This window comes from Klebsiella sp. K4 (assembly GCF_014596785.2).
GTDB classification, from domain to species: Bacteria; Pseudomonadota; Gammaproteobacteria; order Enterobacterales; family Enterobacteriaceae; genus Klebsiella; species Klebsiella pneumoniae.
Map to the genome: position 1 here is coordinate 1,757,237 of NZ_CP115021.1, position 24,358 is coordinate 1,781,594.

Annotated in this window: 19 protein-coding genes; 17 read left to right on the top strand and 2 right to left on the bottom strand. The window is 40.4% G+C overall.

Annotation, left to right across the window (positions count from 1 at the left end):
* The 15 genes from IB144_RS08625 to ugd all read left to right on the top strand — a co-directional run bounded on the left by IB144_RS08625 (position 1) and on the right by ugd (position 19,852).
* Positions 1 to 435 (top strand): protein-tyrosine-phosphatase, encoded by a 435-nt coding sequence (locus tag IB144_RS08625; protein WP_032412668.1) that lies wholly within the window; start codon positions 1 to 3, stop codon positions 433 to 435.
* Between the two features lie 17 nt (positions 436 to 452).
* On the top strand, positions 453 to 2,615 hold the full coding sequence (locus IB144_RS08630) for a polysaccharide biosynthesis tyrosine autokinase (protein ID WP_065888434.1): 2,163 nt from the start codon (positions 453 to 455) through the stop codon (positions 2,613 to 2,615).
* A 38-nt stretch (positions 2,616 to 2,653) separates the two neighbouring features.
* Entirely contained in the window at positions 2,654 to 3,835 is a 1,182-nt protein-coding gene (locus IB144_RS08635) for a glycosyltransferase family 4 protein (RefSeq protein ID WP_077269708.1), read from the top strand.
* Positions 3,836 to 3,853: 18 nt separating this feature from the next.
* Positions 3,854 to 5,077: a hypothetical protein gene (locus tag IB144_RS08640; protein ID WP_134894683.1), complete on the top strand. Its 1,224-nt coding sequence runs from the start codon at positions 3,854 to 3,856 to the stop codon at positions 5,075 to 5,077.
* Positions 5,078 to 5,079: 2 nt separating this feature from the next.
* Positions 5,080 to 6,075: a glycosyltransferase family 1 protein gene (locus IB144_RS08645; RefSeq protein ID WP_065888432.1), complete on the top strand. Its 996-nt coding sequence runs from the start codon at positions 5,080 to 5,082 to the stop codon at positions 6,073 to 6,075.
* A gap of 23 nt (positions 6,076 to 6,098) precedes the next feature.
* A complete protein-coding gene (locus tag IB144_RS08650) occupies positions 6,099 to 7,115 on the top strand; it encodes a cellulase family glycosylhydrolase (RefSeq protein ID WP_032413436.1) in 1,017 nt (338 codons plus the stop codon).
* A gap of 272 nt (positions 7,116 to 7,387) precedes the next feature.
* Positions 7,388 to 8,539 carry a glycosyltransferase family 4 protein gene (locus tag IB144_RS08655; protein WP_149358980.1) on the top strand — a complete coding sequence of 384 codons (1,152 nt, stop codon included), beginning with the start codon at positions 7,388 to 7,390 and terminating at the stop codon, positions 8,537 to 8,539.
* Positions 8,540 to 8,644: 105 nt separating this feature from the next.
* Positions 8,645 to 10,075, top strand: a complete 1,431-nt coding sequence (wbaP, locus tag IB144_RS08660) for an undecaprenyl-phosphate galactose phosphotransferase WbaP (RefSeq protein WP_065888431.1) — start codon at positions 8,645 to 8,647, stop codon at positions 10,073 to 10,075.
* A 43-nt stretch (positions 10,076 to 10,118) separates the two neighbouring features.
* Positions 10,119 to 11,381: a colanic acid biosynthesis pyruvyl transferase WcaK gene (gene wcaK, locus IB144_RS08665; RefSeq protein ID WP_108430086.1), complete on the top strand. Its 1,263-nt coding sequence runs from the start codon at positions 10,119 to 10,121 to the stop codon at positions 11,379 to 11,381.
* A complete protein-coding gene (locus IB144_RS08670; RefSeq protein ID WP_065888429.1) occupies positions 11,381 to 12,610 on the top strand; it encodes a glycosyltransferase in 1,230 nt (409 codons plus the stop codon). The genes wcaK and IB144_RS08670 overlap by 1 nt, the downstream gene beginning before the upstream one ends.
* Complete coding sequence (locus IB144_RS08675) at positions 12,607 to 13,932, top strand: oligosaccharide flippase family protein (protein WP_065888428.1); 1,326 nt, start codon at positions 12,607 to 12,609, stop codon at positions 13,930 to 13,932. Before IB144_RS08670 ends, IB144_RS08675 begins: the two co-directional genes overlap by 4 nt.
* A gap of 132 nt (positions 13,933 to 14,064) precedes the next feature.
* Positions 14,065 to 15,471: an NADP-dependent phosphogluconate dehydrogenase gene (gene gndA / locus IB144_RS08680; RefSeq protein ID WP_065888427.1), complete on the top strand. Its 1,407-nt coding sequence runs from the start codon at positions 14,065 to 14,067 to the stop codon at positions 15,469 to 15,471.
* A 242-nt stretch (positions 15,472 to 15,713) separates the two neighbouring features.
* Entirely contained in the window at positions 15,714 to 17,129 is a 1,416-nt protein-coding gene (locus tag IB144_RS08685; RefSeq protein WP_004180506.1) for a mannose-1-phosphate guanylyltransferase/mannose-6-phosphate isomerase, read from the top strand.
* 22 nt (positions 17,130 to 17,151) lie between these two features.
* The gene (rfbK, locus tag IB144_RS08690) at positions 17,152 to 18,522 is read left to right on the top strand and encodes an O9 family phosphomannomutase RfbK (RefSeq protein ID WP_004899416.1); all 1,371 of its coding nucleotides are present in this window, start codon (positions 17,152 to 17,154) and stop codon (positions 18,520 to 18,522) included.
* Positions 18,523 to 18,685: 163 nt separating this feature from the next.
* Complete coding sequence (gene ugd / locus IB144_RS08695) at positions 18,686 to 19,852, top strand: UDP-glucose 6-dehydrogenase (RefSeq protein WP_004175261.1); 1,167 nt, start codon at positions 18,686 to 18,688, stop codon at positions 19,850 to 19,852.
* Between the two features lie 419 nt (positions 19,853 to 20,271).
* Here the strand turns inward: ugd and IB144_RS08700 are convergent, their stop codons facing one another.
* On the bottom strand, positions 20,272 to 20,394 hold the full coding sequence (locus IB144_RS08700; RefSeq protein WP_004144151.1) for a small membrane protein: 123 nt from the start codon (positions 20,392 to 20,394) through the stop codon (positions 20,272 to 20,274).
* 400 nt (positions 20,395 to 20,794) lie between these two features.
* The gene (locus IB144_RS08705; RefSeq protein WP_004149013.1) at positions 20,795 to 21,799 is read right to left on the bottom strand and encodes an NAD-dependent epimerase; all 1,005 of its coding nucleotides are present in this window, start codon (positions 21,797 to 21,799) and stop codon (positions 20,795 to 20,797) included.
* Between the two features lie 1,043 nt (positions 21,800 to 22,842).
* On the opposite strand from IB144_RS08705, the gene rfbA reads away from it, so the two are divergent.
* Positions 22,843 to 23,610, top strand: a complete 768-nt coding sequence (gene rfbA, locus IB144_RS08710) for an O-antigen export ABC transporter permease RfbA (protein ID WP_023316137.1) — start codon at positions 22,843 to 22,845, stop codon at positions 23,608 to 23,610.
* Positions 23,610 to 24,350, top strand: a complete 741-nt coding sequence (rfbB, locus tag IB144_RS08715) for an O-antigen export ABC transporter ATP-binding protein RfbB (RefSeq protein WP_004175264.1) — start codon at positions 23,610 to 23,612, stop codon at positions 24,348 to 24,350. Before rfbA ends, rfbB begins: the two co-directional genes overlap by 1 nt.
* Positions 24,351 to 24,358: the final 8 nt, after the last annotated feature.

Below are 24,358 nucleotides of genomic sequence, written 5' to 3' on the forward strand. Positions count from 1 at the left end.
ATGTTTGACTCGATTCTTGTTGTTTGTACTGGTAATATTTGTCGCTCTCCAATGGGAGAGCGATATTTACAAAGTTTGCTACCTAACAAAAAAATAGATTCGGCAGGAACTGGAGCCTTGGTAGGGCATGAAGCTGATCCTACTGCTTCTCGTATAGCACAAAATTATGGCATATCCTTATCAAATCATTGTGCAAAACAATTCACAAGTACTTTAGGAAGAAAATACGATCTCATATTAGCTATGGAGAAGGAACACATAGAGAAAATAAGTCAAATTGCACCTGAAGTTAGAGGGAAAACGATGCTGTTTGGCCATTGGGCAGAATATAAGGATATACCTGACCCGTATCGCAAAAGTGAAGAGGTATTTACTTTGATTTTTGAATTAATTAAACAGTCCGGTGATATCTGGGCCAAAAAACTGAGCGTATAACAACCGGGGTTTAATACATGTCATCACTTAAAAATAAGCCAGAAAACAAAGATGCAGATGAAATAGATTTGAGTCGTTTATATGGTGAACTTATCGATCATCGTAAACTAATTATATCAGTAACTGCTTTTTTTACTTTGATTGCTTTAGTCTATTCATTATTTTCAACTCCGATCTATCAAGCTGATTCTCTAATCCAAGTTGAACAAAAGCAGGCGAATGCCATATTGAGCAATTTGAGCCAAATGCTTCCGGATAGTCAGCCACAATCTGCACCTGAGATCACTCTTCTCCAATCAAGAATGATTTTAGGGAAAACGGTTGACGATTTGAATCTGCAAGCCAAAATTAAACAAAATTATTTTCCGATTTTGGGGAGAGGATTTTCACGTCTCTCAGGAGATAAACCAGGTATTATAAATGTATCAAGATTATATTTACCTAAAACCGATGATGACATACCAGAATTAACGCTAACAGTTATTGACGCAAATAAATTCACTATTCAGACCGATTCATTTGAAGCTGAAGTAAAAGTTGGAGAGTTATTTGAGAAAAATAACATTTCGATAAAGGTAGATGAAATTCAAGCAAAGCCAGGTACTTCATTTACGGTTGAATATCTAAGCAAGCTAAAAGCTATTAATGATTTAAGGGATGTGTTGACAGTAAGCGATCAAGGTAAAGATACTGGAATGCTTACATTGTCATTGACAGGAGATGATCCTGTACAGATTAGGAAAATATTAGATAGCATCAGTAATAATTATTTGATGCAAAATATTGACAGACAAGCAGCTCAAGATGCTAAAAGCCTAGAGTTTTTAAATAGGCAGTTACCACAAGTACGTCATGATTTAGATATTTCAGAAGATAAATTAAATAAATACAGGCAACAGAAAGATTCTGTAGATTTATCGCTTGAAGCAAAAGCAGTTTTGGATCAAATAGTCAATGTTGATAATCAGCTTAATGAACTAACCATACGTGAATCAGAGGTATCACAACATTTCACGAAAGAGCATCCTACTTATAAGGCTCTTATGGAGAAAAGAGTGACGCTTCTTGAAGAGAAAGCCAAGCTCAATAAAAGAGTATCGGCCATGCCAGAAACACAACAAGAGGTGTTACGACTAAGTCGTGATGTTGATTCTGGTCGCGCTGTGTATATGCAGTTATTAAATCGTCAACAAGAATTGAATATTGCTAAGTCAAGTGCTATTGGAAATGTAAGAGTTATTGATGAAGCTGTAACACAACCAAGACCAGTAGCACCTAAAAAAATATTAATAGTTATAGGTGGTATTATATTTGGCCTGATTGTTTCAGTTGCAATTATTGCTTTGAGAGTTTTCTTGCGCCGTGGAATTGAATCGCCAGAGCAATTGGAGGTACTAGGCATTAATGTATATGCTAGTATTCCAGTTTCTGAGACATTTGCAAAGAATATCACAAAGGGTTTAAAATCTAATAAGAAAAAGAGTCTGGAGTATGACGAGTTTCTGGCCATCCAAAATCCAGCTGACCTCGCAATTGAAGCCATCAGGGGATTAAGAACAAGTTTACATTTTGCTATGATGGAAGCGAGGAATAATATACTTATGATTTCAGGGGCTAGCCCAAATGCAGGCAAGACTTTCGTAAGTTCAAATTTAGCAGCAATTATTTCTCAAACAGGTAAAAAAGTTCTCTTCCTTGATGCTGACTTAAGAAAAGGTTATACGCATAAGTTATTCAATGTATCTAACGAAAACGGTCTTTCGGATTATTTAGCAGGAAAAGTAGATATAAAAAATTGCGTGAAACAAATTAAAACAGCTGGCTTTGATTTCATATCCAGAGGGATGGTGCCGCCCAACCCAGCAGAATTATTAATGCATTCAAGATTCCAGAATCTTCTTTCATGGGCGAGTGACAATTATGATTTAGTAATTGTAGATACTCCGCCGATTTTGGCAGTAACAGATGCAGCTATTATTGGCAATTATGCAGGTACTACTCTTTTAGTCGCAAGATTTGAACAAAATACAGTAAAAGAAATAGAAGTCAGTGCAAAGCGCTTTGAACAGAGCGGAGTAATGATTAAAGGCTGTATATTAAATGGAGTGGTAAAGAAAGCAAGCAGTTATTATGGGTATGGTTATAGCCATTATGGCTATTCTTACTCCAATAAAGAGTAAAGCACAAACCATCAGTACAGTATTCACAAATTGTACTGATGGTTGATTCTAACTTTAATGAAAGTGATTTGTTTATGAGAATAATGATTTTAAACTCTCTTTATTATCCTTATAGAGTCGGAGGTGCAGAAATATCAGTTCAATTATTAGCTGAACAATTAGTTAAATTAGAGAATGAAGTAAAGGTAATAACACTTCATGATAAAAAAGAAATAAAAACAGATTTTGTCAATGGAGTTGAGGTCACTTATCTTCCTCTTAAGAATATTTATTGGGGTTTCCCCAACACAACAACATCAAAATTTAAAAAGGCCATCTGGCATTTCATTGATTGTTATAATTTTGAAATGAAAAAAATGGTGAGCGTACAGATCGCGCAATTTAAACCAGATATAGTTCACACAAATAATATATGTGGGTTTTCGGTATCGGCATGGGATGCTGTAAAAAAAGCGAAGGTTAAGCTTGTACATACTTCTCGTGATTATTACTTATTCCATCCGAACAGTACACTGTTTAAAAGTGGTAAAGTAATGTCACCAAGTTCTTTATCAGTTCTATTTTGGAGTTGGTTTAAAAAAATAAAAAGTAACAAAGTAGATAATTATATTGGCATTAGTAAATATATTACTAATTTACATAAGGATTGTGGCTTTTTTAAAAAAGCCACTTCGGATTTTATATATAACTCAGTTACTCCGTATGTGCCGAAAAAAAATGAGAGCGATAAAATAAGGATCGGTTTTATTGGTCGATTGTCGGTTGAAAAAGGGTTTGATGTATATTGTAAAGTAGCTAGACAATATAAAGACGTAAATGAACTGAAGTTTTATGCCGCAGGGAATTTTCAGGCTGGAAATGATAGCAATTTACTTAAAAAAGATGCCATTGAAAACTCCGTTGAGGTTTTGGGTTATATGGATTTGGCGGAATTCTTGGAACTGGTTGACATTGTTATTCTACCGTTGAAGTGGAATGAACCTTTTGGCCGTACAGTTGTTGAATGTGCATTGGCAGGAAAGTATGTTATCACAACTTCTATGGGAGCAATGATTGAATTGGCTCAGATAATGCCAAATGTTGCCATCATAAATGATATCGAGCATGAATTAGATATCTTTCAAAGATATACACTTCATCAAGATTTAGCAGATGATGTCAAACAGCTATTTGATCCAGATAATATTGCCAAACAATATATAAATCATTATAAAAAATAGCCTAAATGAGAGTTTAATATGACATTGCAATCATTTGAATCAAGATTAATAAACTTCTCATTACTTTTATTTTTACTATTTGAGTTTTTCGCAGGACCATTACGCTGGTTGTTCCATTTGTTAGGTGCTGAGCTTTTATTTTCTATACCTAAATTGTTAATTTTAATTACTATCCTAGTTTCTGTTTTAAATATTATTTACAAAAGAAAAATAACAAAAAACGGATTAATAGCCTCAATTTCCATCATATACATATTATTAGTGAGTATAGTACATGTTGAACTTGCAGCAGGTTTTGTTGCTTTTTGGGGAATTATACCCATATTCCTTGGGTATCACTCAGCTAGGATTATATTTGAAAGTGTACAAAATAATAAAACTAATAATATAATTTATTTTGTTTTTTATGTTTCATGTATTGGTGTATTTTGTAATATTATATTTAATTATCCTTGGTATGATGTTTCATATGAGATTGCAGGCATGGATGTGTCATCTGCTCAAATGGGAACGACTGGTGGATATACAAGATATGCGGGTTTTTTTAAAAGTTCGCTTCAAGCTTCATCAAATATTTTAATATTGTTGGTTTATATTGTTGCATCAACAAAAAATAAATTCTTTATTCTTGTGTGTTTTATTCTTAGTTTGTTGGTGTCAATAATAACAATATCAAAGACAACATTTGCATTGCATTTGATATTGCTGTTTTACGTATTTATGAAAATTTTACCTGTTAAACTTTTATGGAGAAGTACTCTTATATTTGCAATTGTTGTCACGTTTTTCACCATTATGTCCACGAACTATTCCTTTGAAATGAATAATGATCCTGCAACTACTATGTTATTAGGATCTTTAAATGCACGTTTAACCACTACGTGGCCAGATGGTGTCGAGTCAATATTAAAATTTGGCAGCTTAACGTTCGGTGCTGGACTAGGTACAATCGGGGTTGGCTCAAAACTGGGATCAGGGACTTACAATCCTGGTGATAGCATGTATCTTTATATTATTGCTACAGGAGGATATATATTAGGTATATATTTATTGGGATGGTTATATTATCAGTCTAATATTTTAAATAATTCTGCTATTTCTCGATTCCTTTCTATGACTCTTATTATACTTTGTTTATTCGGAATTTCGATGACCACGCCAGAGTATCCTCTTATGGGGTTTGCATTAGGTGTAATATTTAACAGCAGAGCAAGTAATTTACAATATAAAGAAGCTGAGTGATTATGAAAAAAATAGTTAATTTTGATTCTCGTTGGATTGGTGAACATGGTATAGGGCGTTTTGCGAAGGAGATTCAAGATGGTATACCTGCTTTAAATAGAATAAAAGTAGCTATTAAACCAACAAGCCCTTTCGATGTTTTTTTTGTTACTCTATATCTTATGTTTAATAGAGGTTATTATTTCACACCAGGGTATAATGCTCCTTTTTTCCATCTTAATCGTACAGCCATAACAATTCATGATCTTAATCACATAGACATTGATTTTAACTCAAGTGTTCTTAAACGGTTGTATTACAATTTAGTATTAAAAAGAGCATGCCGGAAAGCACGAGTTATATTAACCGTTTCAGAGTTTTCAAAGAAACGAATATGTGAATGGGCTAAAATTAATCAAGATAAAGTAAAGGTAGTAGGGAATGGTGTTTCAAAAGAATTTAATTTAGAGGTTAACGGGCTTAAAGAAAATTATATTTTAAGTGTTGGTAATCGGAAGAAGCATAAAAATGAAATTGCAGTGTTGAATGCTTTCTGTTCTGCAAATATTCCAGAGGCTGTCATGCTTTATTTTACTGGCGAGAGAAGTGAGGAACTATTAAATCATGCAAAAAAATTAAATATATCGAATCGAATAAAATTCATGGGGCGAGTTGATAATGAAACATTAGCTAAATTATATAAAGGAGCAAATATGCTTCTTTTCCCATCTCTGTATGAAGGTTTTGGTTTACCCGTTATAGAAGCAATGGCTTGTGGAACTCCGGTAATTACCTCTAATGTCACATCTTTACCTGAGATTGCTGGTGATGCTGCATTATTAGTTGATCCTATAAATCACGGAGATATAAGCTTGGCAATTGAAAAAATTTATTATGACATAGCGTTGAGGCAAAAATTAGTTGAGGAAGGATTAAAACAAGTTAAGAAATTTACTTGGCAAAAAACCATAAATAATGTCAAGAACGAACTAGAGACAGCATTTACTATTAAATTATAGGTATTACAATGCTAAAAAATACTATGAATAAGTTATTATTTTCAGTATCTATAATTCTCAGTTTAAACTCTCCTGTTGCTTCATCGTTGGAAATTGGAATTGGTACTCATTTTCAATCATATAGTTCAACTCCCGAAACATATATTTCATTAATCAAAGAATTAGGTTTTACATCTTTTCGCGATGATTATCCATGGTCGAAAACAGAAGGCAGTGAAGGAGTTTATTCTGTTTCTAAATTTTTGAAAAAAACAGATTATGCTTTACTTAATGCTGACAGGGATGGTTTGAATCCACTCGTTATTCTTGATTATGGTAATAAGTTGTATAATAACGGAGGTTATCCTACAACTGAACGTGACATTCAAGCATTTGCTAATTATGCGGGATGGGTATCGCATCGTTATAAAGGGAAAGTTAAATATTATGAGATATGGAATGAATGGACGATAGCTACTGGCATGGTTAAATACCGAAATCAAGTTCCTTCGGCCAATGTCTATTATAATTTAGTAAAAAAAACTAGTGAAGTAATAAAAAGGAATGACCCGAATGCCATCATTCTTGCGGGTTCTATAAATCCTCTCGATTTAAGAGCAAGATATATTGATGTTAATGATTGGAAATGGTTTGAGCAACTAGTAAACTTAGGAATTTTGAATTATATTGATGGTGTATCATTGCACACATATTCATTTATGAATGGTAATCCGCTGTTACGTACACCACAGGGTAATCTTAATCGTATAGATGCATTCCATACTTACTTTACTAAAAAAACAGGGAGGAGCATAGATGTATATATAACTGAAGCAGGGGTGACGAATTATGATGGGCCTGGAGGAATGGATTTAATACAGTCTGCAAATTTTATTAAAGAATATACTAGCCTAGTCAAGAAACGATCTTATATTAAGGGGCTTTGGTGGTACGATCTTATTGATGATGGAACAGATATTAAAAACAAAGAGCATAATTTTGGTTTCTTCAAAAATAATTTGGAACCAAAAGCCTCAGCTGAATTTATGATGGCAAAGTAATAAGGCACGATTAAATGTATTATATAAAATGCATTTTTTATATTTCTTAATGCCGCATCACTATAACGAGAACAAAAAATAATGAGATCAAAAAAAATGACTTCATTTTGTTGTTTTGCATAAATTTTTGTAACAACACTCATTGTTAAAGAAAGGTTATTGACTCACAAAGTTTTTTTAGTTTATGAATGTAACATGTTTATATTGTAATAGATTGAGTTATTGACTTTTTAGAATAAAAATTGAATATTTTCACAATTAAGGATTAATTCATGCATAATTTGAATATTGGAATTGTTGCTGACTGGTTGGTCACGTACGCAGGTTCAGAAAAAGTAATTAAAGAATTTTTAGAAGTGTTTCCTGAAAGTGAATTGTATTCAATTGTTGATTTTTTATCCGATGAGGATAGAGTTAATTTCAAGGGAAAGAAAGCAACTACTAGCTTTATACAAAAATTCCCTTTTTCTAAAGTTAAATACCAAAAGTATCTACCATTCATGCCATTAGCTATAGAGCAACTTGATGTTTCAAAACATGATATTATATTATCTAGCAGTCATGCTGTTGCAAAAGGTATCATAACAGGTCCTGACCAATTACATATATCTTACATACATTCGCCAATTAGATATGCCTGGGATTTACAACACCAATATATTAAAGAGGCGGGTTTGGATAAAGGTATGAAAGGAATGGTTGCTCGATGGTTATTACATAAAATACGTTTATGGGATTGCCGTACATCAAATGGAGTAGATCATTTCATTGCTAATTCTGAGTTTATATCTAGAAGAATCAGAAAAGTATATGGACGTGAATCAAAAGTAATTTATCCACCGGTTGATGTTAATAGATTCGGGTTATGTGAAAACAAGGATGATTATTATTTTACAGCATCCAGAATGGTTCCTTATAAAAGAATGGATTTGATAGTTGAGGCGTTCTCACAAATGCCTGATAAAAAGCTTGTAGTAATAGGTGATGGTTCAGAGATGTCAAAGATTAAGGCAAAAGCTTCAAGTAATATTGAACTATTAGGATATCAACCAAATTCAGTGATGCAAGAGTATATGCAAAAAGCAAAAGGGTTCGTATTTGCAGCTGAAGAAGATTTCGGCATTACGCCAGTTGAAGCGCAAGCGTGTGGAACTCCTGTAATAGCTTTTGGCAAGGGTGGAGCATTGGAAACAGTTCGTCCATGCGGGGTTAATAAAGCTACTGGTGTATTTTTTTATAAACAAGAAATTAAGTCTCTTGTAAATGCTGTTCAGGAATTTGAAAAAAATATCGATGTATTTAATCCACAACATTGCAGAGAAAATGCAATTCGCTTTTCTGAGGAAAGGTTTAAGCAAGAAATAACCCAGTTCATTGATCAAAAATGGTCCGCCTTTAAAAATAACAAACAAATTATATACTAGTTACTACTATCATTACTTCTGTTATTATTTGTTTTTATACAAAAAGAGTTGATAAGTAATATTATTTTTATATTACTTGGGAAATAATTTACTCGGTGAGGATATATGTCTCGTCTAGCTCGAAATTTTTGGACAAGTATTTTATTAGCGATATCTGATTTCACTGGTTTTACGGTTGCTATTGCATTCGCAATCTTTTTTGTGAAATCTTTTATGAATGATGGCGGACAAATTATTGCTAATAGCAATATTAATGATTGGGTTATTCTCCACACTTGTTTAGGCATATGTTGTGTGGCGTGGTATTCCATTCGCCTAAGGCATTATTTTTACAGGAAGACATTCTGGTTCGAATTAAAAGAAATATTACGCACCTTAGTTATTTTTGCAATAATTGAAATTGCAGTGTTATCATTTGCTTATTGGGATTTCTCACGTTATATTTTGGCAGTTACATGGATTTTCGTATTATTTTTTGTCCCTACATTTCGTATGCTCACTAAAAAGTGTTTGAATTTTTTTGGATTATGGAAGCGTGAAACAATAATAATTGGTGATGGAAATAACGCAGTAGAAGCGTGGAAAGCAATAAATAGTGAATCAAACTTAGGTTTTAATGTAACTAGTTTTGTTTCAAGCACATCAAAAGATCACCTCAAAAATCACATTAACGATATTCCTGTAATATCTTTAAATCCAAAAGAAGTAACAAAGCATTTTGATAAAAGAACACAATTCATTGTCGCTTTAGAAACTAGTGAAAGTTCGATACGTAATGATTGGCTTAGAGAATTTCTTATTAATGGTTTTAGATATGTATCAGTTATTCCTACGTTGCGTGGTGTGCCATTGGATAGTACTGATATGTCTTTTATTTTTAGCCATGAAGTTATGATTTTCCGTGTACAACAGAATTTAGCGAAATTATCATCGCGTATTCTTAAACGTTTGTTTGATATTATAGGTTCACTCACCATAATTCTTGTTAGTTCACCATTATTAATTTACATTGCTTTGAAAGTAAAAAAAGATCATGGGCCTGCCATTTATGGTCACGAGCGTATAGGTAATGGCGGAAGGCCTTTTAAATGTCTAAAATTTAGATCTATGGTAGTCAATTCTAAAGAAGTGCTTGAGCAACTTTTAAATACTGATCCTGCTGCACGTAAAGAATGGGATGCGACTTTTAAGTTAAAAGATGATCCTCGAATAACGGATATTGGTAAATTTTTACGCAAAACTAGTTTAGATGAGCTACCCCAACTTTTTAATGTACTTAAAGGTGAAATGAGTTTGGTTGGACCTCGACCAATTATAACCGCAGAGCTTGAACGTTATTCTGACGAAGTTGACTATTACCTTCTTAGTAAACCAGGTATGACTGGTCTTTGGCAAGTTAGTGGAAGAAGCGATGTTGACTATGAAACCCGTGTCTATTTGGATGCATGGTATGTTAAAAACTGGTCTATGTGGAATGATATAGCTATCTTATTTAAAACTATAAGTGTTGTTTTAAGAAAAGATGGAGCCTATTAATTGTTTTTTGAATATTTGATCTAATTTAATTGTCGAGGGAATAATGAAAATATTACTAGTTGGAAATCATACTTGCGGTAATCGAGGTGATGGTGCAATTCTCAGAGGATTAGTGGATTCTATAAAACAGATCAATCCAGATGTAGAAGTTGATATTTTGAGTCGTTATGCAAGGAGTTCAGCCTTTTTACTAGGAACTGCTATTAAGCAAGATGTCCTATATTCATCAAGAATGAATAAAAATGGTGGGCTTGTTAAAAAAGTTATTTGGAAGATCAAGAATAGTATTCTTCCTGATATATTAGTTTCGCATGCAAAAGGCAAAGGTTTTTTAAAGTATTTTCCTTTGCCAAATAATGTTGTTGAATTTATTAAAGATCTTGAAAAATATGATGCTGTCATTCAGGTCGGTGGTTCTTTCTTTGTCGATTTATATGGCACTGGACAGTTCGAACATATCTTATGTTCAAATATAGCGGGTAAACCAATATATTTAGTTGGGCACAGTGTTGGTCCTTTTGAGAATCCTAAATTCCAGCATATCGCAAAATATTGTTTTACTAAAGCAGAGAAGATAATACTACGTGAAGATGTTAGTTTATCTTTGATGGAAAAGGATAACTTCAACTTAAACAATGTAACATTGGGTGTTGATACGGCTTTTTTGGTGGATACAGAAAAAGATGTTAATGATTATGCTGTTTCTCATTGGAAAAAGATAATTAAAGAACAGAAAACGGTAGCTTTAACAGTTAGGAAACTAGCACCTTTCGATAAACGTTTAGGTGTTTCTCAAGATGAGTATGAGGCTTCAATCGCCCGTATTGTTGATTATTTGAACCAATTAGGTTATCAGGTTATAATATTTTCAACATGCACTGGCATTGAAAGTTATCATAGTGATGACCGAATGGTAGCCCTTTCTGTTAAAAATAAAGTTCATGATAGTCAATGTTGCCATGTCGTAATGGATGAATTCAATGATTATCAATTAGGGATTTTATTATCTAATTGCGTCTTTACAATAGGTACAAGATTGCATTCTGCTATCATTTCTATCAATTTTGGAACACCTGCAATAGCAATTAATTATGAGCATAAATCGTTGGGTGTTATGCGTGGATTAAAAATGGATGTGCTATCAGCTGATGTTAGCGATGTCATTGATGGGACATTGATTAATAAAATAGAAGATTTAATTGCTAATATGGCTGATATTGAAATTTCCTTAAAAAATAACTTACAAGATGCAAAAATAATTGGCCGCACAATGATTGAAAACATTCTTTCTGAGATTGATAGATAATGAAAATACTTTTTTTTTGTATTCGATTCCCACTCGCTTCTGAAACTTTTGTTTTAAATCAAGTTATTTCCTTTATTAAAAAGGGTTATGATGTAAAAGTATTGTCTTTATATCCGGGAGATACTGAAAAAGTACATGGCGATTTTGAAAAATACAACATAGGTGCTCTTATAGAAAATATTTTTGACGCTGATGAAATACCGGGTAATAAATTATCCCTTATCTTCTCGAGAGCAAAAATTGTTTTAAAATCAAGTTCATTTAGTATTATTAAAGCATTCAACTTTGAGAGATTTAAATTTTTATCCTACTCATTATTATTACCTGCGATTTTTGCAAAGTTAAGGAATAATAAAATTTCAGCGGATGTTATAATTGCTCACTTTGGTCATTGTGGTGTGCTTGCTAACGCAATCAGGAATATCGGGTTAATTAATGGTAAGCTTTTGACTGTATTCCATGGGTATGATATTTCTACAATTAGCCTTCTTAAAAAATATAAGATTTTATATAAAAATTTATTTTCTCAGGGTGAATACTTCTTACCTATAAGTAACTTATGGCGAGATAAGTTAATCAGTATGGGGTGTGATAAAGATAAAATATCGGTTATAAGAATGGGAATTAAAATAGACGAATTTAAATATGAATTTCATGCACGTGATCAATCAACTTTAAACATTATTTCCGTCTGCAGATTAACTGAAAAAAAAGGGCTGGTATATGCTATTGATGCTTGTAATGCGCTTAAGAATAAAGGATGCAAATTTAAATATAAAATAATTGGTTATGGAGAATTAGAGAATGTGCTAGCCGAAAAAATTAAAGCACTAGGACTTCAGGATTATGTCTATCTTTTAGGATTTCAGCCACAATCAGTAGTAAAAACAGCTCTTGCTGAGAGCAATGTCTTTTTGCTTCCATCCGTAACTGCTAGTAATGGTGATATGGAAGGAATACCTGTTGCACTTATGGAAGCAATGGCGTCAGGCTTACCAGTTATTTCCACTTATCATAGTGGTATACCGGAGTTAATTGATGATCATAAGAATGGTTATCTTTGCCCAGAGCGTAATTCTGAAGCTATAGCAAAAATTTTATATGAAATATATGAAGGAAAAGATAATCTATCATTAATTGCTTCTGAAGCGCGTGATAAGATTTATTCTCAGTTTAACGAGGAGGTTGAGTTCAACAAAATCGTCACTTTGCTGGAGAGCATTAAATGAGTGGCATTAAAAAACAAGCAATTTGGTTATTAGGATCCAATACAATTTCTGCCATTCTTCAGATTCTACAAATTAGTTTGCTAGCTCACCATCTTAAACTAAGTGAGTTAGGAGTACTAGCTATAGTCAATATGGTATTGATGGTTGCGATGATCTTGCAGGATATGGGAATGAGCAGTTATATAGTTCATATGCAAGAAATGACAAGAAGAGATCAGAGTACTATTTATTGGATCAACCTGTTACTTAGTTTCCTGACAGGGTGCCTTGTTTTCGTTGCGTCTTGGCCTATAGCATCTTTTTACAATATGCCTGACTTAACTTTTTTAGTAATGTTGGCAAGCTTTAATTTTCTTTTTCTAGGATCTCTATCGCAATATCAATCGCACTACATAAAAGCAAAAAAAGTTATACTTTTGGCTAAAATAGAAATCATTTCTAAAATTATTTCTTTTTTATTCGTTTTGTTCTCAATTTTAAAGATGGATCTGAGAACTGAGGCTGTGATTTATGGTCTGATTATTAATTCTTTTGCTCGTCTTTTTTTAATGTCATTATTAGGTGATAAATCTTGGCGACCTACTTTTGAGTTTAATTCTGCTATATGTAAGCCGGTTTTTAAATATGGGATCTTTCAATTAGGCTCACAGATTCTAAATCAATTTCGCACACAATTAGATGTTATTGTAATTGGTAAAATGCTAGGTGCGGATTCACTTGGGTTATATTCTTTAGCTAAAGATCTCATCATGCAACCTCTAAAGCTGATTAGTCCCGTAATAAATAGATTGGCTTTGCCCAGATTTGCAGAGGTTCAAAATCAATCTGATAAACTTGGTGGTGCATATCTGCGTGGAACATCTGTAATTCTGTTGTTTAGCATGATAACTTTTTTCTCTATTTATTTGTTGGGGCCAGTTATAATCAAAATTTTATATGGTTCAAGTCGCATGGGGGTTTTTAATATTCTACCATATATGCTTTTGTTTGGTGTTTTAAGACCTATGGGTGGGTTAACAGGCGCTGTGGCTCAAGCAAATGGCAAGACTAACATTGAGTTCAGATGGAATGTTATAGCAACTTCGATTGTTTTGGGTGTTACTACTACTGTTTTTTTTATTCCTCAGTTATGGTATGTTTCGTTAAGTCTTTCACTTTCTCAGTTATTGATTAGTTTTTTTGTTTTTCCTTGTTTTATAAAACCTATTGTAGATGTGAGTTTTAAATCATATTTATATAAATGGTTTCCACAAGCTTTATGCTTTATATGCTTGATTTATATTGTCAAGTTTTTTGATCTCGTGCTTTACCCCTTTTGGTGAATTTCAGACCAAAAATTTTAAAAGCACTAAACATCTAAAGATGTCCTTTGCCATACGTTGACCTTACGTTAATATTATATGTACTTTACCCTGCGAGAATTTCGCATAGAGCACACCTGACAGGAGTATGTAATGTCCAAGCAACAGATCGGGGTTGTCGGTATGGCTGTGATGGGGCGTAACCTTGCGCTGAACATCGAAAGCCGTGGTTATACCGTCTCCGTTTTTAACCGCTCCCGTGAAAAGACCGAAGAAGTGATTGCCGAAAATCCAGGCAAGAAGCTGGTTCCTTACTACACAGTACAAGAGTTTGTTGAATCCCTCGAAACACCACGTCGTATCCTGTTGATGGTGAAGGCTGGAGCTGGCACCGACAGCGCCATCGATTCCCTGAAGCCTTACCTCGACAAAGGCGACATCATCATTGATGGCGGCAACACCTTCTTCCAGGACACCATCCGTCGTAACCGTGAGCTGTCTGCCGAAGGTTTTAACTTTATCGGTACCGGTGTTTCCGGTGGTGAGGAGGGGGCTCTGAAAGGGCCTTCCATCATGCCTGGTGGGCAGAAAGAAGCCTATGAGCTGGTTGCTCCGATTCTGAAGCAGATTGCTGCAGTTGCTGAAGACGGTGAGCCATGTGTAACCTATATCGGTGCTGACGGTGCTGGCCATTATGTGAAGATGGTTCATAACGGCATCGAGTATGGTGACATGCAGCTGATTGCTGAAGCTTATGCGCTGTTGAAAGGCGGTCTGGCACTTTCCAACGAAGAGCTGGCGCAAACCTTCACCGAATGGAACGAAGGTGAGCTAAGCAGCTACCTGATCGACATTACCAAAGATATCTTCACCAAGAAAGATGAAGAAGGTAAGTACCTCGTTGATGTCATTCTTGATGAAGCAGCAAACAAAGGTACCGGTAAGTGGACCAGCCAGAGCTCACTGGATCTCGGCGAACCTCTGTCTCTGATAACCGAGTCCGTATTTGCTCGCTATATTTCTTCGCTTAAAGACCAGCGTGTAGCCGCGTCGAAAGTGCTGAGTGGTCCGCAGGCCCAGCCGGCCGGTGATAAAGCTGCATTTATCGAAAAAGTGCGTCGCGCCTTGTACCTCGGTAAAATCGTCTCCTATGCTCAGGGCTTCTCCCAGCTGCGTGCTGCTTCTGATGAATACAACTGGGATCTTAACTACGGCGAGATCGCTAAGATTTTCCGCGCTGGCTGCATCATTCGTGCGCAGTTCCTGCAGAAGATCACTGATGCTTATGCGCAAAACGCTGGCATTGCTAACCTCCTGCTGGCGCCGTACTTCAAACAGATCGCTGATGACTATCAGCAGGCGCTGCGTGATGTCGTGGCGTATGCCGTACAGAATGGTATTCCGGTACCGACGTTCTCTGCCGCAATTGCCTACTACGACAGCTACCGTTCCGCAGTTCTGCCCGCTAACCTGATTCAGGCTCAGCGTGATTACTTTGGTGCGCACACCTATAAGCGCACTGATAAAGAAGGTGTGTTCCATACCGAGTGGTTGGAATAATCTTTATATTCCACAGTCAGGCCAATTGGCCTGACTGTTAGCTATTGTTAGTTATTCTACAATAATCTGATCAAAGTTATCTTATTTGCACGTCTTCGTCATTTATCCAGCTCTAATAAAGCAAATTCGTATCTTTTAAGAATTTGCCATATTTATACTTTTGTATACCTATAATAAGCTACTTCTGGCCTCAGAATATATCTGGGTGTTAAATAACAGGGTTTTAATTAAAGGAAATTAATATGTTACTTCCTGTGATAATGGCTGGCGGTACCGGCAGTCGTCTCTGGCCGATGTCTCGCGAGCTTTACCCGAAACAGTTCCTCCGCCTGTTCGGGCAGAACTCCATGCTGCAGGAAACCATCACCCGACTCTCGGGCCTTGAAATCCATGAACCGATGGTCATCTGTAACGAAGAGCACCGCTTCCTGGTGGCCGAACAGCTGCGCCAGCTCAACAAGCTGTCGAACAACATTATTCTTGAGCCGGTCGGGCGCAACACCGCCCCGGCCATCGCCCTGGCGGCCCTTCAGGCCACCCGTCACGGCGATGACCCGCTGATGCTGGTCCTCGCCGCCGACCATATCATCAATAACCAGCCGGTCTTCCACGACGCCATCCGCGTCGCCGAGCAGTATGCCGATGAAGGCCATCTGGTCACCTTCGGTATCGTGCCGAACGCCCCGGAAACCGGCTACGGCTACATCCAGCGCGGCGTGGCCCTCACCGACAGCGCCCACACCCCGTACCAGGTGGCCCGCTTCGTGGAGAAGCCGGACCGCGAGCGTGCCGAGGCCTACCTCGCCTCCGGGGAGTACTACTGGAACAGCGGCATGTTTATGTTCCGCGCCAAAAAATACCTCTCCGAGCTGGCCAAATTCCGCCCGGATATCCTCGAAGCCTGCCAGGCCGCGGTCAATGCCGCCGATAACGGCAGCGACTTCATCAGCATTCCGCATGACATTTTCTGCGAGTGCCCGGACGAGTCCGTGGACTACGCGGTGATGGAGAAAACCGCCGACGCGGTGGTGGTTGGTCTCGATGCCGACTGGAGCGATGTCGGCTCCTGGTCCGCCCTGTGGGAGGTCAGCCCGAAAGATGAGCAGGGTAACGTCCTCAGCGGCGACGCGTGGGTGCACAACAGCGAAAACTGCTACATCAACAGCGACGAGAAGCTGGTGGCGGCCATCGGCGTGGAGAACCTGGTGATTGTCAGCACCAAGGACGCCGTGCTGGTGATGAACCGCGAGCGTTCCCAGGACGTGAAGAAGGCGGTCGAGTTCCTCAAGCAGAACCAGCGCAGCGAGTACAAGCGCCACCGCGAGATTTACCGTCCCTGGGGCCGCTGCGACGTGGTGGTCCAGACCCCGCGCTTCAACGTCAACCGCATCACCGTGAAACCGGGCGGCGCCTTCTCGATGCAGATGCACCACCACCGCGCCGAGCACTGGGTCATTCTCGCCGGCACCGGCCAGGTGACCGTCAACGGCAAGCAGTTCCTGCTGACCGAGAACCAGTCCACCTTTATTCCGATTGGCGCCGAGCACAGCCTGGAAAACCCGGGCCGCATTCCGCTGGAAGTGCTGGAGATCCAGTCGGGGTCGTACCTCGGCGAGGACGACATTATTCGTATTAAAGACCAGTATGGTCGTTGCTAATTTTTTCGGGACAAAACGCAGAATGACACAGTTAACATGCTTTAAGGCTTATGACATCCGTGGTGAACTGGGTGAGGAGCTGAACGAGGACATCGCCTACCGTATCGGCCGCGCCTACGGCGAATTTCTGAAACCCGGGAAGATAGTGGTGGGGGGCGATGTGCGCCTCACCAGCGAGTCGCTGAAGCTGGCGCTGGCCCGCGGGCTGATGGACGCCGGCACCGACGTGCTGGATATCGGCCTGAGCGGCACGGAAGAGATTTACTTCGCCACTTTCCACCTCGGGGTGGACGGCGGTATCGAGGTGACGGCGAGCCACAACCCGATGAACTACAACGGCATGAAGCTGGTGCGCGAGAACGCGAAGCCCATCAGCGGCGACACCGGGCTGCGGGATATCCAGCGCCTGGCGGAGGAGAATCAGTTCCCGCCGGTGGACCCGGCGCGTCGCGGGACCCTGCGCCAGATTTCGGTGCTGAAGGAGTACGTCGACCACCTGATGGGCTACGTGGACCTGGCGAACTTCACCCGTCCGCTGAAGCTGGTGGTGAACTCCGGCAACGGGGCGGCGGGGCACGTGATTGATGAAGTGGAGAAACGCTTCGCGGCGGCCGGGGCGCCGGTGACCTTTATCAAGGTGCATCACCAGCCGGACGGCCATTTCCCGAACGGTATCCCGAACCCGCTGCTGCCGGAGTGCCGCCAGGACACCGCCGACGCGGTGCGTGCGCATCAGGCGGACATGGGTATCGCCTTTGACGGCGACTTCGACCGCTGCTTCCTGTTCGATGACGAGGCGTCGTTTATCGAGGGGTACTACATTGTCGGCCTGCTGGCGGAGGCGTTCCTGCAGAAGCAGCCGGGGGCGAAAATCATTCACGACCCGCGTCTGACGTGGAACACGGTGGACATCGTGACCCGCAGCGGCGGCCAGCCGGTGATGTCGAAGACCGGGCATGCGTTCATCAAGGAGCGGATGCGCCAGGAAGACGCCATCTACGGCGGGGAGATGAGCGCGCACCATTACTTCCGCGACTTCGCCTACTGCGACAGCGGGATGATCCCGTGGCTGCTGGTGGCGGAGCTGCTGTGCCTGAAGAACAGTTCGCTGAAATCGCTGGTGGCGGACCGCCAGGCGGCGTTCCCGGCGTCGGGGGAGATCAACCGCAAGCTGGGGAATGCGGCAGAGGCGATAGCGCGCATCCGGGCGCAGTATGAGCCGGCGGCCGCACACATCGACACAACGGACGGTATCAGTATTGAATACCCTGAGTGGCGCTTTAACCTGCGCACGTCCAATACCGAGCCGGTGGTGCGTCTGAACGTTGAGTCCAGAGCGGATACTGCGTTAATGAATGCAAAAACCGAAGAGATTTTAGCTCTTCTCAAGTAATGCATTATCCATAATGGAAGCCATAGGGTCAGATTTTAATCGTATTATTGACCTTATGGCTTATTCTTGACATCCCACTGGTCAAAGCGTAAAACCGCCCACAGCAATATTTAAATTCGTGGCTATCCGCCATTACCCAGTTAACTGATTAAAGTGTAATCGAATGAAAATTACTATTTCCGGTACAGGTTATGTTGGTTTATCGAACGGTGTCCTGATTGCGCAAAACCACGAAGTGGTGGCCCTGGATATCGTACAGGCCAAAGTGGATATGCTTAACCAGAAGATCTCTCCGATTGTCGATAAAGAGATTCAGGAATATCTGGCAGAAAAACCGTTAAATTTCCGTGCCACCACGGATAAGCACGACGCATACCGTAATGCCGACTACGTGATCATTGCCACGCCGACCGACTACGATCCCAAAACCAACTACTTCAACACCTCTACGGTGGAAGCGGTTATTCGCGATGTCACAGAGATCAACCCGAACGCGGTGATGATCATTAAATCGACCATCCCGGTGGGGTTCACCCGCGACATCAAAGAACGTTTAGGGATTGATAATGTTATTTTCTCTCCGGAGTTCCTGCGTGAAGGACGTGCGCTGTACGACAACCTGCACCCGTCGCGTATTGTCATCGGTGAGCGCTCTGCGCGTGCCGAACGTTTTGCTGATCTGCTGAAAGAAGGCGCGATCAAGCAGGATATCCCAACTCTGTTTACCGACTCCACCGAAGCGGAAGCGATCAAACTGTTCGCTAACACCTATCTGGCGCTGCGCGTTGCCTATTTCAACGAGCTCGACAGCTATGCTGAAAGCCAGGGGCTGAACAGCAAGCAGATTATCGAAGGGGTATGCCTGGATCCGCGTATCGGCAACCACTATAACAACCCGTCCTTTGGCTACGGCGGCTACTGTCTGCCAAAAGATACCAAGCAGCTGCTGGCGAACTACGAATCGGTCCCGAACAATATCATCGCGGCTATCGTCGATGCTAACCGTACCCGTAAAGACTTTATCGCGGATTCTATTCTCGCCCGTAAGCCGAAAGTGGTGGGTGTGTATCGCCTGATCATGAAGAGTGGTTCGGACAACTTCCGCGCCTCTTCTATTCAGGGCATTATGAAGCGCATCAAGGCGAAAGGTATTCCGGTTATTATCTATGAACCGGTGATGCAGGAAGATGAGTTCTTCAATTCCCGCGTCGTGCGCGACCTGAATGCCTTCAAACAAGAGGCGGATGTGATCATCTCTAACCGTATGGCGGAAGAGCTGGCGGATGTGGCGGACAAGGTTTACACCCGCGATCTGTTTGGTAACGATTAGTTCTGCCTGCCACTGGCGGCTCCCTGCCGCCAGTGTTCTTCTTTCTCTCCCCCGTTATATCCCTCACTACGCGTATTTCTCGCACATTCAGATTAACCTCAATAAATTGTGATGGACATTACGATCCTGCTCAAAAGCCGTTGCGGGTTGAAAACAGGTCCGATAAGTTAAACTTACCTTGTGAAGAGCTACCGTCACTGTGATGTAGATGCCGGAGATAAGCGCCGGGAGGTAAAACAAAGCCTGCAACGCAGGCTTTTGTTATTTATGTCCTATGAAAAAACGCGGGATAGGGCGCGAGTAGCGTTATTTTTTCTTGCCTTAAGGCCATGCCAAAACGCAGAATGAATAGTCATTCTGTCATATCATTTTTTTATTTCTTAATATTATCTTAATCTAATTGCAATATGAAGCGGGCCTTACCACTTGCGTTTATTAAACGTCAGTTTCGTTTTCTTTCTGTCTTTTAAATAAGAAATTAAGAAATAAACGGAAACAGCAAGTAGTATGGCAGCGACCACTAAGAAAAATAGGTTTTCCATAATATCTACCACAGGGCGTATGTTGATTGAATTATTAGTTTGATAAGCAATACATCAGTTTTGTGCTGTTGCATGGCTTGCTCTAACATATCCTGGATTTAGGAAAATTCCTACAGATAGTAATGTTTTTTATCAATCAGCATATAATGCTGTTTCCGCTAACCAAATTGGTCTGGATACCAGAAAAGTTTCAGTGCCTGGCGCGCGGATATTTGCTTTTCTGAAAAAGGCTGGATGAAACTGGTTTCAGGCGGGCGAGTAAAAAGGCAAAAATGGCGTCTATAGCACAAAATATTATATAAAAAATAATGAATGTGCATTCCGTCGACATATAGTCAGGATAACGGAGGTTACATAGAAGGGGTTGCCGCAATCAGACGATTGCGGCAGGGCAGGGGGATTAGATCTGATAGTAATCCTTGTACCACTCCACGAAGTTCTTCACGCCTTCCTTCACTGACGTTTGCGGCTTAAAACCCACCAGGTCATACAGCGCTTGGGTGTCTGCGCTGGTGTCCAGCACATCGCCCGGCTGGATCGGCATCATATTCTTCTTCGCTTCCATTCCCAGCGCCTCTTCCAGGGCGGTGATGTAGTCCATCAGTTCCACCGGTGAGCTGTTGCCAATGTTATATACCCGATACGGCGCGGAGCTGGTGGCCGGGGAACCGCTCTCAACGGTCCAGTCGGCATTGGCCTGCGGGATCACATCCTGCACCCGAACCACCGCCTCGACGATGTCGTCGATATAGGTGAAGTCGCGCTTCATTTTGCCGTAGTTGTAAACGTCGATACTTTTTCCTTCCAGCATCGCTTTCGTGAACTTGAACAGCGCCATATCCGGGCGACCCCACGGACCATACACTGTAAAGAAGCGCAGCCCGGTGGTCGGGATGCCGTACAGGTGGGAATAGGTGTGCGCCATCAGCTCATTAGCTTTCTTGGTGGCAGCATACAGGGAGACCGGATGATCGACGGAATCTTCGGTGGAGAACGGCATTTTACGGTTGAGGCCGTAAACCGAGCTGGAGGAGGCGTACACCAGGTGTTTCACCTTGGTATGACGGCAGCCTTCCAGAATGTTCAGGTACCCCATCAGGTTAGCGTCTGCGTAGGCATACGGGTTTTCCAGCGAGTAGCGCACGCCGGCCTGGGCGGCCAGGTGGATCACGCGGTCAAATTGCTCTGTGGCGAACAGCTTTGCCATACCTTCACGGTCGGCCAAATCCAGCTGCTGGAAATGGAATGCCGGAGATGCCAGGCGATCCAGACGGGCCTGCTTCAGGCTGACGTCATAATAGTCGTTCATGTTGTCGATTCCGACAACATCATGCCCTTCATTCAGCAGGCGCTGCGCGATATGGAAGCCGATAAAACCTGCGGCACCAGTGACCAAAAACTTCATATTTTTCCTCCGGGGTGTGGATATCCCGTTCTACATAAGTGCCGATTTTACACTGGCTTGCGGTTGGGATCACTTGGTTTACCATGACAAGATATGCAAGTACCTGTAAACAGCGGCGTCAGAGAGTAAATGTCATGTAATTAATTATCATTCGCGAAAGACATTAAGACATTCAGAAGTTGAAAATGATATAAAACCAAATATAAACAATGGGTTATGTGTTTGCTTCGGTTTTATCGAGTATTACGAGGTTTAGACGCGGTCTGGTCTCGTAGAGTAAAGATGGTTACTTTAGTTTGCCCGGTGTGTTTGTTTGCCGAGAGCTCATTTAGCGATAATGCCATGATATCGTCTAAAGTGTGTCCATTTTTACATTGAAAAAGCCATGCACCGGATTTTTACTTTAATTCCTTACTTGCAGAGTTATAATACGCTGCCGTTCTATTTAGCAGACTTAGGTATTGCTTGATAAATCATCACCAAAAGTTGTTATTAATATGCAAGAAATTATTTCAGAATTTCATGCTGTCCTTAGATGGTTCTTTTGCATGTAAGGGCGTGATGAGCAGGCGAGGGGAGTGCTACGCCAGGCATGCTGCTTGCGGAAATGAGAAAGTCCTGATAGCTAACGGAGAAGGGAAACGCCAGAGTAAAGCCTTTTTGCAGCTAAGGTAACGAGATGCATGGCTGTACTGAACAGTAATGCCATCTACAGTGCGGTTTGAACGGATGTGAGTGCTAAAAACTCGGTGGATCACGCATTTTGGTTGCGATAGCCAATGGCGGTAGCGTGGAAGAAAACACCAGGTGATTTTTTAATTTATTGAATTAAAAGGGTTTTTATCGTTTATGTCTGGGGTGTTGCTTGCGCTTCCGTTCAAATCAATGGTTGCAGTCGATGAATGGCAGCTGACCTGATAAACTTTGCCCGCAGCACAAAGCAGTCAGTTTCTCGATTGTTGAGCCTGACAGGATCGGCGAGGTAGACCTGGTATGACTAACTCATTCAGTGGATATTTGCAGAATAATTTATGAGTATAAAGATGAAGTACAATTTAGGGTATTTATTTGATTTACTTGTTGTGATAACAAATAAAGATCTAAAAGTGCGCTATAAGAGCAGCATGCTAGGTTATTTATGGTCAGTAGCAAATCCATTGCTTTTTGCCATGATTTATTATTTTATATTTAAGCTGGTAATGAGAGTACAAATTCCAAATTATACAGTTTTCCTCATTACCGGCTTGTTTCCGTGGCAATGGTTTGCCAGTTCGGCCACTAACTCATTATTTTCATTCATCGCTAACGCTCAAATTATCAAGAAGACAGTTTTTCCCCGGTCCGTGATTCCGCTAAGTAATGTGATGATGGAAGGGTTGCATTTTCTTTGCACCATCCCGGTTATTGTTGTCTTTCTTTTTGTTTATGGCATGACGCCGTCCTTGTCCTGGATTTGGGGTATACCTCTCATTGCTATTGGCCAGGTGATTTTCACCTTTGGTGTTTCAATCATCTTTTCAACGCTGAACCTGTTTTTCCGTGACCTGGAGCGCTTTGTCAGTCTGGGGATTATGCTGATGTTTTATTGTACGCCGATTTTATATGCGTCTGATATGATTCCGGAAAAATTTAGCTGGATAATTACCTACAATCCACTAGCGAGTATGATTCTTAGTTGGCGTGATTTATTCATGAATGGGACTCTTAATTATGAGTATATTTCTATACTCTATTTTACGGGAATCATTTTGACGGTTGTCGGTTTGTCTATTTTCAATAAATTAAAATATCGATTTGCAGAGATCTTGTAATGCACCCAGTTATTAACTTCAGTCATGTTACAAAAGAGTATCCTCTGTACCATCATATTGGCTCAGGAATCAAAGATTTAATTTTCCATCCGAAACGCGCTTTTCAGTTGCTGAAGGGGCGGAAATATTTAGCTATCGAAGACGTATCCTTTACAGTTGGCAAAGGTGAGGCTGTTGCCTTGATTGGACGTAATGGGGCAGGAAAGAGTACCTCTCTTGGTCTGGTTGCCGGCGTGATTAAGCCAACTAAGGGAACCGTCACCACTGAAGGACGGGTGGCATCGATGCTTGAACTCGGCGGAGGCTTTCATCCGGAACTTACCGGGCGTGAGAATATTTACCTGAATGCTACTCTGCTGGGCCTTAGGCGTAAAGAGGTCCAGCAACGTATGGAACGTATTATTGAATTTTCGGAACTTGGAGAATTCATCGACGAGCCCATCAGAGTATATTCAAGCGGAATGCTCGCTAAGTTAGGTTTTTCGGTCATCAGTCAGGTTGAACCGGATATTTTAATTATTGATGAAGTTCTGGCAGTAGGTGATATCGCTTTTCAGGCAAAATGTATTCAGACCATCAGAGATTTTAAGAAAAGAGGCGTGACAATATTGTTTGTTAGCCACAATATGAGTGACGTTGAAAAAATCTGCGACAGAGTCATCTGGATCGAAAATCATAGGCTCAGAGAAGTGGGGTCTGCAGAGCGAATCATTGAACTGTACAAGCAAGCAATGGCTTAATCAGTGGG